This is a genomic window from Curtobacterium sp. NPDC089991 (assembly GCF_044748425.1).
Classification (GTDB): Bacteria; Actinomycetota; Actinomycetes; order Actinomycetales; family Microbacteriaceae; genus Curtobacterium.
Map to the genome: position 1 here is coordinate 203,210 of NZ_JBIVGB010000002.1, position 12,626 is coordinate 215,835.

Consider the following 12,626-nt stretch of genomic DNA (forward strand, 5'->3'; position numbering starts at 1 on the left):
GATCTGCCCGCAGAGCGGATCAGGCGCCGTCGAGCCGGCCGCCGGACTCCGTCAGGTAGCAGTTGGCGCAGAGCGACTCGTAGGCGACGTCGACGCCGTCGATGGCGACCTGCGAGCCGTCGAACACGAACCGGCCGTCGACGGTGCGGGCGTTGAAGACGGCCTTGCGTCCGCACCGGCAGATCGTCTTGAGCTCTTCGAGCGAGTGCGCGACCTCGAGCAGGCGGGCGCTGCCCGGGAACGCCTCGGTGCGGAAGTCGGTGCGGATGCCGTACGTGATCACCGGGATCTCGTCGAGGACCGCGATGCGCAGCAGGTCGTCCACCTGCTGCGGCGTGAGGAACTGCGCCTCGTCGACCAGCACGCAGCTGACGGCGCGGACCATGCCGTCGAGGCGGTCGGACTCGGGGTCGACGGCGCCGGCCGCGGCGACCGCGGACCGGACGTCGGCATCGGGGGCGAAGACCAGGTCGACGGTGCGGGTCACGCCGAGGCGGGACACGATCTCACGGTCGCCCTTGGTGTCCACCGCGGGCTTCGCGAGCAGGACCCGGTGGCCGCGCTCCTCGTAGTTGTAGGCAGCCTGCAGGAGCCCCGTGCTCTTGCCGCTGTTCATCGCGCCGTAGCGGAAGTAGAGCTTCGCCACTACGCGAGGAACCCGTCCTCGGCGGCCCGCCGGATCAGGTCGGACTTCTTCGAGGCGGGACGGCCGACCTTGCTGTACTTCTCGCGGACCCGGCGCAGGTAGGTCTTCGCGGTCTCGTACTGCACGTTCATCTGCGCGGCGACTTCGTTCGTCGAGTAGCCGGACACGTACAGCCGGAGCGCTTCTTCCTCGCCGTGGCTGAGCTTCGGACGCTGGTGCGCAGCCGCTCCGGTGGGCAGCGGACGCCACTCCCGCGGCTGCGGGGTCTCGCGTGCGACGCCCATGATCTCGCGGGCGACGTCCATGACCTCGCGCATCGGCAGGGACTTCGACAGGAACGCCGCGGCGCCTGCTGCCAGGGCACGGTCGCGGGACTCGCGGCTGTCGACGCTGGAGAGCACGATGACCTTCGCGCCGGCGGCACGGCAGGTGCGGACACGGGCCTCGATCGAGACGGGTTCCTTGAGCTGGAAGTCGAGGAACACCAGGTCGGTCGGGAAGCTGTCGCTGTGGACCATCTCGAGCCAGGTGTGCGCGGTCAGGGCCAGGTCGAAGTCGAACGCGTTCACCGCGATCCAGCTCGACAGGCTGTCCAGCAGCACCTCGTGGTCGTCGAGGATGGCCAACCGCACACGTCGTGCCCCCGGGTTCGGGAGGGACGGGGACCCCTCCGAGAGCCTGTTCGGGTCAGTGCTGGTCATAGGAGAACCTTAGTGCGAGGGCGGACGGACGAACCGCGACGTCGAGGTCGGGGAACGTCACACGGAGGACGGCGAAGTAGGGGTCGAAGGTGCGGTGGATCCCGATGTCGGAGTCGGCCACGGCGAGGTCGAGTTCGAGCAGGACGCGGGCGTCGCGGGCGGTGTCGGTGCGGGCGGTGTCGGTGCGGGCCGGGTCGGTGCGGGCTGGGTCGGCGCGGGCCGGGTCGGTGCGCGCTGCATCGCCGCGGGTGGCCGCGTCGTCCTGCCCGTCCGCGCGTCGGAGCGTTGCCCGGAACCCGGCCGGGTCGACGGTCGAGGCACGGAACGCGGCCCGCAGGAACGTCCGCACCACGGAGCGCTGGTCGGCGTCGAGCATCGCGGCGAGCCCGTCCGGGTCGTCGACGACCGGGGCGTCCCCACCCTCGACGCGCACGGCCTGCTCGAACCAGGTGCGGTCCGCGTCGGCGACCATCGCCCGGCGGATGCCGTCGGCGATCAGTCGTGCCCGCTCGCGGTCGGCATCGGTGATGACCTCGCGCGTGCGCAGCTCGGCGAAGAACGGTGCGACGTCGCGGGCGAGGATCGTCGACCGGTCCTGCTGCACGCTCGCCGCGATGCCGTCCCGCTCCGCACGCTCAACGGAGTAGGAACCGGCCCTGATCTGCACCCGCTCGGCCAGGCCCGCGAACGTCCACGCGAAGACGGCCGACGCAGCGGTCAGCACCAGGGTCGGTGCCGCCGCCAGGAAGGCCGCGACGGCGACGGGGATCTCGTGCGGGAACGTCGCTGCACCGACGCCCCAGGTCGCGGCGTTGACGACGGCGAGCAGCGCGCCGCCGATGGTCAGGTCCGTCCACGGCCGGTACGGCGCGACCATCACGATGCCGGTCGCCGTGATGAGCGACATGAAGTCGTTCAGGGCGCTGCGGTCGGGTCCCCACTGCGCGGCGACGCTCGTCACCGACGCCAGGCCGAGCAGCCCGACGTGCGCGACGAACGCCCACCGCGGGAACGGTGCGCGGAACGGGCTCGAGGCGGTGAACACGACCGCTGCCGACGCCGCGACCAGGATGACGGTGAGCGCGCTGAGGGTGGGGCTGCCCACGACGTCACGGTCGAACACGGACACCAGGAGCGCCCAGACGATGCTGGCCGCGCCGAGCCCGATCGCGAGCGGACGCGACCCCATCGCGCCGAGCGGGTCGTACTGCTGCGCGGTCCGACGGGCCTCGGTCGTGGTGCTCACCGGTCGGCTCCGTGCACGCCGCCGACCTCGTCGGGCACCACGGTGCCGACGTGGTCGGTGGCCACGGCGTCCGTCGTGGCGGTGACCGGTCCGAACGGCACCGTCATCATCACGCTCGTGCCCGAACCGGGCGACGACCAGATCTGGACGTCGCCGCCCACCCGCCCGATGCGGTCGCGGACCGAGCCACGCAGGCCCATCCGGTCGGACCCCGTGGAGTCCTCGTCGAAACCGCGACCGTCGTCGACCACCATCACGGTGCACGACGCACCGTCGTCGAAGACGCTGACCTCGGCCGCGTCGACACCGGCGTGCTTGCGGACGTTGGCCAGACACTGCCCCACGGCGCGGACGAGCGCGGTGACGGCACGCTGGTCGAGCCGGTCGAGGGCGGACGGATCACCGGAAACCGTGACGTCGAGACCGGCCGCACGGTGCTCGTCGACCATGACGGCGAACGCGTCGACGGCTGCACCCGGTCGCTGCCGGGCGGCCGGTGCCAGCCACCCCTTGCCGGTCAGGACGGCGACGTCGGCTTCGACGGTCCGTGCCAGGTGCGGGTCCATCGGTCCGTCGGGCGCCAGGGCGATCGCGTTGAGGTGGTTCAGGACGGTGTCGTGCAGGATCGCAGCCGCCTCGGCCTCGACCCCGGCACGGTACGCGGAGACGTGCTCCTCACGCGCCGAGCGCAGCAGCTCCGGCTGCACCCGCTCCGACCGACCGGTGCTCCGGCTCGTGAACAGCACCAGGACGACCACGAAGCCGAGCGTCACCCAGGCGAGCACGAGCGGACGCGGCGGGCCGTCGGCCTGGACGACCGCGATCCACGTCGCCACGCGTCCGGTCAGGAACCCGAGGAAGGACCACAGCACGACGCGGCTCGGCACCGCGCCGGCACCGCCGACCAGGATGAGCGGGATGACCGCCAACGACAGCAGGTACGAGGTGACCCAGCCCAACGGGACCTGTTGCTGCACGATCATCGCGAACCACCACGCACAGACGCCGCCGACGACCAGGAACGCGACCGCGGAGCGCCAGGTGCCGAACTGCACGTGCACGCCGATCATGCCGAGCATCGGGACGAGCGCCAGGACCGCACTGATCACCTGCACGTCGGGCTCGGACAGCCGGTACAGCAGCAGCGCGATCGCCGCCGCCACCAACGATCCGATCGCGCCGGCGTGGAAGGCCCGCACCGTCGACCACGCGTTCACTCGCGGAGCGAGGTGCGTGGGGATGCCGAGCACGAGATGGGTCCTTCCGGGTGGCGGGAATGCCGCCCACGATCAAACACCTTGGTGCTGACCGTGTACCCCGAAACAGCGTCCGTTCGGCGACCCGGTCGATGATACCGGCCCCCACGACACACCGATGTCCCCCGAACGCGCAACCTTCGTTGCTCAGAACAACGTCTGCGGCGCGACCGGTCGGAGCAGACGGCGGTCGAAGCCCGGATCCGCGCGCTTGAGCGGCGACGTCGTGGGGATCGACTGTTCCTGCGGCACCGTCGAGGGGTCCGAGAAGCCCATCGACCCCGTCGCCGGGTCCACGCGCCCGAGGCCGATGCCGTGCGCCGCCAGGATCGGTCGGATGCGCTCCGACAGCCAGCGGCGGTAGTCCTTCGGCGCGAAGGTGTTGTCGAGGTACATCGCCCGGTAGCGCGCCACCAGGTCGGGCCGTTCGCGTCCGAGCCACTCGAACCACCACGGCTTCACGCCCGGCCGCAGGTGCAGCGCGGAGTACATGACGCTCGTGGCACCGGCCGCCGCCGCCCGACCGACGGCGTCGTCGAGGTGTGCACGGGTGTCGGTGATGTACGGCAGCACGGGCATGAGGAACACCGCGCAGTCGAGCCCGGCGTCGCGGATCGCCCGCACGGTGGCGAGCCGCGCAGCCGTCGTCGGCGTGCCGGGCTCCACCGACTGCTGCAGGTCGTCGTCGTACACGGCGATCGACATCGCGAGGTCGACCGGCACCACCTTCGCCGCCTCGGCCAGGAGCGGCAGGTCGCGCCGGAGCAGCGTGCCCTTCGTCAGGATGCTGAACGGTGTGCGGCTGTCCGCCAACGCCTGGATCACCCCGGGCATCAGTCGGTACCGACCCTCGGCACGCTGGTACGGGTCGGTGTTCGTGCCGAGCGCGATCGGGTGACGGTCCCACGTGGGCTTGCCGAGCTCACGCCGCAGGACGTCGGCCACGTTCGTCTTCACGACGATCTGCTGGTCGAAGTCGGCTCCACCGTCGAACTCGAGGTAGGTGTGCGTCGGCCGCGCGAAGCAGTACACGCACGCGTGACTGCACCCCCGGTACGGGTTGATGGTCCAGCCGTAGGTGCCGGAGCCGTCAGCGCTCGGCACCCGGTTCAGCGCGCTCTTCGCCAGGACCTCGTGGAACGTGACACCCGCGAACTCGGGCGTCGTCACACTCCGGACGAACCCGCTGTTCGACTCCATGCCCGGCAGTGCGTCGCTCTGCTCGGCATCGATCGCCTGTCCACTCCACCGCATGCCGTCATTCGAACACATGTTCGAACGGGCCGCAAGCCGAAGCTGGTCAGTGGTGCAGGCCGAGCACCTTCGCCGTGCGCTCGAGGGTGGCGTCGGCCAGGGTAGCGTCGTCTCCGAGGTCCTGCCCGTAGGTCGGGACCATCTCGTGGACCGCGTCCTGCCAGCCGTCCCACCGGTCGGGGAAGCACCTCCGGAGCAGGCCGAGCATGATCGGCACCGCGGTCGACGCCCCCGGCGAGGCCCCGAGGAGCCCGGCGATCGAACCGTCAGCAGCCGTGATGACCTCGGTGCCGAACTGCAGCACCCCGCCCTTGTCCTTGTCCGGCTTGATGACCTGCACCCGCTGGCCCGCGATGATCTTGTGCCAGTTCTCGGGCTCGGCGCTCGGCATGAAGTCGCGCAGCGCGTCGAACTTGGTCTGCTTCGAGGCGAGCAGCTGGCCGATCAGGTAGCGCACCAGGTCGAAGTTCGAGAACGCGACGCTCAGCATCGGACGCAGGTTGTGCGGTCGGATCGACTTGAACAGGTCGAGCATCGACCCCTGCTTCAGGAACTTCGGGCTGAACCCGGCGTACGGCCCGAACATCAGCGACGCGTTGCCGTCGACGATGCGGGTGTCCAGGTGCGGCACCGACATCGGCGGCGCCCCCACGCTGGCCTTGCCGTAGACCTTGGCTGCGTGCTTCTGCACGACCTCGGGGTCGTCTGTGCGCAGGAACTCGCCGGAGACCGGGAAGCCGCCGTACCCGCGGATCTCCGGGATGCCGGACTTCTGCAGCAGCTGCAGGGCCCCACCACCGGCACCGACGAAGACGAACTTCGCGGCGATCTTCTGCGTCGACCGACCGACCTCGTTCAGGACGTCGAGCGCCCAGCCGTCGAAGTCCTTGCCCCGCGAGATGTTCTTGACCTGGTGGTTCGGTTCGAACTCGAGCCCGTCGAGCTCGAGCTGGTCGAACAGCTGCCGGGTGAGCGACCCGAAGTCGACGTCGGAGCCCGCCGCCGAGTAGGTCGCCGCGATCGGCTGGTCCTTCTTGCGGCCGGGGATGAGTGCGGGCGCCCACTTGCGGATCTGAGCGGGGTCGTCGGAGAACTCGATCCCGGCGAACAGCGGGTGTCCCCGCATCGCCTCGTACCGCTTGCGCATGTACTCGACGTTGTCCGCACCCCAGACGAAGGAGATGTGCGGGGTCGGGTTGATGAAGTTGGACGGGTCGGGCAGCGTACCGATCTCGACCAGGTGCGACCAGAACTGCCGCGAGACCTGGAACTGCTCGTTGACCGTGACGGCCTTCGCGATCTCGACGCGACCGTCGGCGAGCTCGGGCGTGTAGTTCAGCTCGCAGAGCGCGGAGTGCCCGGTGCCGGCGTTGTTCCACGGGTTCGAGGACTCCTGCGCGACGGCGCCGAGACGCTCGTACACGCGGATCTTCCACGAGGGCTCGAGCCGGTGGATGATCGCGCCGAGGGTGGCGCTCATGATGCCTCCCCCGACGAGGACGACATCGATCGGGTCCACCTGCTTCACTGCCACCCGTCGATCCTACCGGCGTCGACCGACAGGCCGGTCAGCCGCGCGCGGCGACGGTGCGGCGCTCGACGATCGCCTCGGCGATCTGCACCGCGTTGAGCGCTGCACCCTTCCGCAGGTTGTCGTTGCTGACGAACAGCGCGAGCCCACGGCCCTCGGGCGCGGACTGGTCGGCACGGATGCGGCCGACGAACGCGGGGTCCTGGCCGGCGGCCTGCAGCGGCGTCGGCACGTCCGACAGCTCCACGCCGGGTGCGCTCGACAGGATCTCGGTCGCACGCTCGGGCGACAGCGGACGCTCGAACTCGGCGTGCACCGAGATGGAGTGGCCCGTGAAGACCGGCACACGCACGCACGTGCCGGCGACGAGCAGGTCGGGGAGCTCGAGGATCTTGCGGCTCTCGTTGCGGAGCTTCTTCTCTTCGTCGGTCTCCCCCAGGCCGTCCTCGACGATGCTGCCGGCGAGCGGCACGACGTCGAAGGCGATCGGGCGGACGTACTTGACCGGCTCCGGGAACGTCACCGCGGAACCGTCGTGGGTGAGCGCTGCGGTGTCCTGCTCGAGGGCGGCACGCGCCTGGCCGAGCAGTTCCTCGACGCCGGCGAGCCCGGAGCCGGAGACGGCCTGGTAGGTCGTCGCGACCAGACGGCGGAGCCCGGCCTCGGTGTCCAGCACCTTGAGCACCGGCATGATCGCCATGGTGGTGCAGTTGGGGTTCGCGATGATCCCCTTGGGGGCCTGGTCGATCGCGTGCGGGTTGACCTCGCTCACGACGAGCGGGACCTCGGGGTCCATGCGCCAGGCGCTCGAGTTGTCGACGACGAGTGCCCCGGCTGCGGCGAACTTCGGCGCGAGGGCCCGCGAGGCGGTGGCACCGGCCGAGAACAGGGCGATGTCGATGCCCGACGGGTCGGCCAACTCGGAGTCCTCGACCACGATCTGCTCGCCGCGGAACGGCAGGGTCGTGCCGGCGGACCGGGCGCTCGCGAAGAACCGGACCTGGTCGGCCGGGAACGCGCGCTCTTCGAGCAGACGACGCATCACGGCGCCGACCTGTCCGGTGGCGCCGACGACGGCGACGGTGAGGGTGCTCATGCGGTGCTCCTGGTTCAGCGGGTCAGCGTGGGTCAGCGGCCGGTGCCGGCGTGGACGACGGCTTCGGCCTCGGCGTCGAGGTCGAACGCGTTGTGCACGACCCGCATCGCCTCGTTCAGGGTGTCGGCGCGGGTGACGACCGAGATGCGGATCTCCGAGGTGGAGATCATCTCGATGTTGATCGACGCGTCGTGCAGCGCGCGGAAGAGCTTCGCCGAGACGCCGGCGTTCGTGCGCATGCCGGCACCGACCAGGGCGAGCTTGCCGATCTGGTCGTCGTACTGGATGCTCTCGTAGCCGATGTCGGACTTCGCGACCTCGAGCGCCGTGAGCACGGTCTGGCCCTGGTCCTTCGGCAGGGTGAACGAGATGTCCGTCCGCCCGGTCGACGCCGCCGACACGTTCTGGACGATCATGTCGATGTTCGCCCCGGCGCGTGCGACGTTGGTGAAGATCTCGGCGGCCTTGCCCGGCTGGTCCGGGACGCCCACGACGGTGATCTTCCCCTCGGAGAGGTCTCCGGCGATCCCGGTGATGATCGGTTCTTCCACGGTTTCCCCCTCGGCAGGGTTGTAGACGATGGTGCCCTCGGTGTTGTTGAACGAGGACCGGACGTGCAGGGTGACGCCGTGCCGGCGGGCGTACTCGACGGCACGGATGTAGAGGACCTTGGCGCCGGACGCCGCGAGCTCGAGCATCTCCTCGCTCGTGATGCGGTCGACCTTGCGGGCCTTCGGCACGACACGAGGGTCGGCGGTGAAGATGCCGTCGACGTCGGTGTAGATCTCGCAGACGTCGGCGTCGAGCGCGGCGGCGAGGGCGACGGCCGTCGTGTCCGAGCCGCCCCGGCCGAGCGTGGTGATCTCGCCCGTCGTGCGGTTGAACCCCTGGAACCCCGCGACGATCGCGACGTGGCCGGAGTCGAGCGCCTCACGCACGCGCTTCGGGGTGACGTCGACGATGCGCGCCTTGCCGTGCTGCGCGTCGGTGAGCATGCCCGCCTGGCTGCCGGTGTACGACGAGGCTTCGACCCCGAGGCTCTTGATCGCCATCGCGAGCAGCGCCATCGAGATGCGCTCCCCCGCGGTCAGGAGCATGTCGAGTTCACGGCCGGCGGGGATCGGGGTGACCGAGTGCGCCAGGTCGACGAGTTCGTCGGTGGTGTCGCCCATCGCCGACACCGCCACGACGACGTCGTTGCCGGCCTTCTTCGTCTCGACGATCCGCTTCGCCACGCGCTTGATGCTCTCGGCGTCCGCGACGGAGGATCCACCGAACTTCTGCACGATCAAGGCCACTGGCTGGTACTCCCGGAGACGGCGACACCGCGAGGTCACGCGGTCTCACAATGGTAGTCGGTGTTTCGAGGATGTTGCGTGCGAGCCGCCCCGCACGCAACGATCCTGCGTGGGTCTCAGCCGCCGACGACGCGACGGCCCTCGAACGCACGGCCGAGCGTGACCTCGTCGGCGTACTCGAGGTCGCCGCCGACCGGCAGGCCCGAGGCCAGCCGGGTCGTCCGGATGCCCATCGGGACGAGCAGCCGGCTCAGGTAGGTCGCCGTCGCCTCGCCCTCGAGGTTGGGGTCGGTCGCGATGATGACCTCTTCGACCGTGCCGTCGGCCAGGCGCGTCATGAGCTGCTGGATCCGCAGGTCGTCCGGGCCGATGCCGTCGATCGGGCTGATCGCGCCACCGAGCACGTGGTAGAGCCCGCGGAACTCACGGGTGCGTTCGATCGCCGCGACGTCCTTCGCCTCTTCCACCACGCAGATCGTGGCCGGCGACCGGCGCGGGTCGCGGCAGATGCTGCACTGGACGTTCTCGGTGACGTTGCCGCAGATCTCGCAGAAGCGCACGCGCTCCTTGACGTCCGCCAGCAGCTCGGACAGCCGCGACGGGTCGAACGACTCGGTCTGCAGGATGTGGAACGCGATGCGCTGCGCCGACTTCGGGCCGATGCCCGGCAGGCGACCGAACTCGTCGATGAGGTCCTGGACGATCCCGTCGTACATCAGGCACCGTCCTGGTGGAGAGCGGTCTCCTCGATGAACTGGGCGTTGAGGATCTCACGCACGACGGCCTCGCCGTAGCGACCGGCGACCGGCGCACGACGTGCCGGTGGTGCGGTCCGCGGCGCGGCCGGCGGAGCGATCTGCGCGCGCGGGGCGGCCGGCGCCTGCGCGGGCGCTGCGGCGGATCGGCCGTGACCGGGGTCCGGGAACGGCGCGCCGTCGTCGTACGGTTCGTCGTCCAGCGGGTAGTCGTCGACGGGCACGCCCGGTACGACGGGTCCTCCGGGAGGCGCGGCGACCGTCGACGACGCCGCCTGCGGGCCACCGTCGGTCGGCTGCACCCCCTGCGGTGCAGTGGCACCGGCGGGTTGCGCAGGCGCCTCGGACCGGGGCTGCTGCGGGTCGACGGACTCGGCCGGGGCGACGGGCGCGGCGGCCGGAGCGGTGCCGAAGGGTGCCGCCCAGCCGGGTTCGACGGACTCGGGCACGGCGTCGGCGGTGGGGTCGCTCGCGGGGATCGTCGCGACCGCCCAGTCGGTGACGGGTGCGCCGGACGGTGCGGGCGCCTGCGCGGGAGCGGGTGCCTGCGTCGGAGCGGGTGCCGACGCAGCAGCGGGAGCCGGCGCCGACGCCGGAGCGGGTGCCTGCGCCGGACGGGGCTCCGGCTCGGTGGCGGCGGGACCGGACTCCGGCGTGGACGCCGCGGGTTCGGGTGCCGCCGTCGTGTCGGGCGCTGCGGAGGCGGCGGCCTCAGCAGGGGCGGCCGGACCGTCCCCGGTGGCTGCAGCGGCCTCGGAGGCCGGGGCCGGGGCCGACGTCGGAGCGGGCGCGGCGGACTGCGGCGCCGACGACGTCTGCGGCTGCGGCTGCGACTGCGGCTGCGCCTGCTCAGCGGGCTGGCTCGCCGGCGCCGGACGGCCGGCCGGGGCGGACGGCTGCTGCGTGGGGACCGGGGTGCGCTGTTGACCAGGCCCCCCGGGACCGCGGGCGACGAACTTCACGCGGAGCCCGATGACGTCCATGATCGCGGCGCGGAGCAGTTCGCTGACGCTGGCCGAGGGGTCGGACATCTCCTTGAACGAGGCAACGTCCTGCTGGCTCGGGAAGGTCAGGGTCAGCACGTCGTCGCGCAGCGCGGTCACCTGTGCGGTGACGACGACCGACCACGCCGACCGCTTGGCGTGCTGCACGTGCTCGACGATCTGCGGCCAGGCGTCGCGCATCTGCTGGAAGCCCACGGCGCCGACGGTCCGGACCGCCGGCTCGTCACCGATCGTCGTGCCCTGGCCCGTGGACGAAGCACTGACTTGTTCGGTGGTCGGAGCAGCGGGCTCGGGAGCGCTCGGGACGGCTGCGGCCCAGGAGGCTGCGGCGTCACGTGCCGCACTTCCGGCGTCGGACTGAGCCGCCGCAGCCGCGTTCGCCGACGCCGCGGCGGGCTCCTGCTGCGCCGCCGGCGCTTGCTGGACGGCCGGGGCCTGCTGCGCGGCGGGGACCTGCTGCGTGGCGGGGACCTGCCGACGCGGTGCCGCAGTCGACGACGGGGCCGGAGCGGGCGCCGTGCTGGTGGCGGCCGGCTGTGCCGACCCCTGCGCTGCGACCGCGCCGGACGGTGCCTGGTGGCCGCCGGCGTCCCCGACACCGACGCGGCGCTCGAGCCGCTCGACCCGGGCGAGGGCACCGCGCTGGGTGTCGTCGGCCTCGGGCACGAGCATGCGCGCCGTCATGAGCTCGAGGTGCAGCCGGGGCGAGGTCGCTCCGGTCATGTCGGTCAGCGCCTTGTTCGCGATGTCCGCGCCACGGGACAGCCCGGTGGCACCGAAGACACCGGCCTGCCGGGTCATGGTGTCGAGCTCGTCCGGCGAGACACCGCGCAGGACCGCCGCGGCGCTCTCGTTCGTCGCCGCGACGACGATCAGGTCGCGCAAGCGCTCGAGCAGGTCCTCGACGAACCGACGCGGGTCCTGACCGGTCTGCACGACCCGGTCGATCGCAGCGAAGGCGGAGGCCGGGTCGGCCACGGCGAGGGCGTCCACGACGTCGTCGAGCAGCGCGGCATCGGTGTAGCCGAGCAGGGCGACCGCGCGTTCGTAGGCGATCGCGCCGTCTTCGCTGCCGGCGATGAGCTGGTCGAGCAGGGACAGGGTGTCGCGGACGGAACCGCCGCCGGCGCGCACGACCAGGGGCAGGACGCCGGGAGCGACCGTGACCGATTCCTGCGTGCAGAGCTGCTCGATGTACTCGAGCATGACGGCGGGCGGCACGAGCCGGAACGGGTAGTGGTGGGTACGCGACCGGATGGTGCCGATGACCTTCTCCGGCTCGGTCGTCGCGAAGATGAACTTGACGTGCTCCGGCGGTTCTTCGACCAGCTTGAGCAGCGCGTTGAACCCCTGCGGGGTGACCATGTGCGCTTCGTCGAGGATGAAGATCTTGTAGCGGTCGCGCGCGGGGGCGAACACGGCGCGGTCACGGAGGTCGCGCGCGTCGTCGACACCGTTGTGGCTCGCGGCGTCGATCTCGATGACGTCGAGCGAACCGCTGCCGTCACGGGCGAGCTCGACACAGCTCGGGCAGACGCCGCACGGGGTGTCGGTCGGCCCCTCGGCGCAGTTGAGGCACCGCGCCAGGATGCGGGCCGAGGTCGTCTTGCCGCAGCCGCGCGGACCGCTGAACAGGTAGGCGTGGTTGACGCGGTTGGTGCGGAGCGCCGTGCGGAGCGGGTCGGTGACCTGCGACTGCCCGATCAGCTCGGCGAAGTTCTCGGGCCGGTAACGGCGATACAGGGCGGTGACCACGCGACCAGGGTAGCCGGGACGACCGACACCCGCGTGCCCCTCCACAGGTCCACGGGCACTGGACCGGACCGCCTGCGCGGGCTG

10 protein-coding genes are annotated in these 12,626 nt (G+C 71.3%); all 10 read right to left on the reverse strand.

The window, feature by feature from the left end; translation table 11 throughout:
• Positions 1-19: 19 nt before the first annotated feature.
• The 10 genes from ACIPV1_RS06090 to ACIPV1_RS06135 all read right to left on the reverse strand — a co-directional run bounded on the left by ACIPV1_RS06090 (position 20) and on the right by ACIPV1_RS06135 (position 12,542).
• Positions 20-646, reverse strand: a complete 627-nt coding sequence (locus ACIPV1_RS06090; RefSeq protein WP_123292145.1) for a thymidine kinase — start codon at positions 644-646, stop codon at positions 20-22.
• Positions 646-1,347: a response regulator transcription factor gene (locus ACIPV1_RS06095; protein ID WP_235035937.1), complete on the reverse strand. Its 702-nt coding sequence runs from the start codon at positions 1,345-1,347 to the stop codon at positions 646-648. Before ACIPV1_RS06095 ends, ACIPV1_RS06090 begins: the two co-directional genes overlap by 1 nt.
• On the reverse strand, positions 1,334-2,593 hold the full coding sequence (locus tag ACIPV1_RS06100) for a hypothetical protein (protein WP_402725954.1): 1,260 nt from the start codon (positions 2,591-2,593) through the stop codon (positions 1,334-1,336). Before ACIPV1_RS06100 ends, ACIPV1_RS06095 begins: the two co-directional genes overlap by 14 nt.
• Positions 2,590-3,843, reverse strand: coding sequence for a sensor histidine kinase (locus ACIPV1_RS06105; protein ID WP_402725955.1), 1,254 nt, complete (start codon positions 3,841-3,843; stop codon positions 2,590-2,592). The genes ACIPV1_RS06100 and ACIPV1_RS06105 overlap by 4 nt, the downstream gene beginning before the upstream one ends.
• Before the next feature lie 153 nt (positions 3,844-3,996).
• Positions 3,997-5,103 (reverse strand): Rv2578c family radical SAM protein, encoded by a 1,107-nt coding sequence (locus ACIPV1_RS06110; RefSeq protein WP_402725956.1) that lies wholly within the window; start codon positions 5,101-5,103, stop codon positions 3,997-3,999.
• Positions 5,104-5,149: 46 nt separating this feature from the next.
• Complete coding sequence (locus ACIPV1_RS06115) at positions 5,150-6,637, reverse strand: malate:quinone oxidoreductase (RefSeq protein WP_402725957.1); 1,488 nt, start codon at positions 6,635-6,637, stop codon at positions 5,150-5,152.
• Between the two features lie 34 nt (positions 6,638-6,671).
• Positions 6,672-7,730, reverse strand: coding sequence for an aspartate-semialdehyde dehydrogenase (locus ACIPV1_RS06120; RefSeq protein ID WP_402725958.1), 1,059 nt, complete (start codon positions 7,728-7,730; stop codon positions 6,672-6,674).
• A 32-nt stretch (positions 7,731-7,762) separates the two neighbouring features.
• Positions 7,763-9,028 carry an aspartate kinase gene (locus tag ACIPV1_RS06125; protein ID WP_123292139.1) on the reverse strand — a complete coding sequence of 422 codons (1,266 nt, stop codon included), beginning with the start codon at positions 9,026-9,028 and terminating at the stop codon, positions 7,763-7,765.
• A gap of 116 nt (positions 9,029-9,144) precedes the next feature.
• Complete coding sequence (gene recR, locus ACIPV1_RS06130; RefSeq protein ID WP_111084231.1) at positions 9,145-9,744, reverse strand: recombination mediator RecR; 600 nt, start codon at positions 9,742-9,744, stop codon at positions 9,145-9,147.
• Entirely contained in the window at positions 9,744-12,542 is a 2,799-nt protein-coding gene (locus tag ACIPV1_RS06135) for a DNA polymerase III subunit gamma and tau (protein ID WP_123938644.1), read from the reverse strand. Before ACIPV1_RS06135 ends, recR begins: the two co-directional genes overlap by 1 nt.
• Positions 12,543-12,626 lie beyond the last annotated feature (84 nt).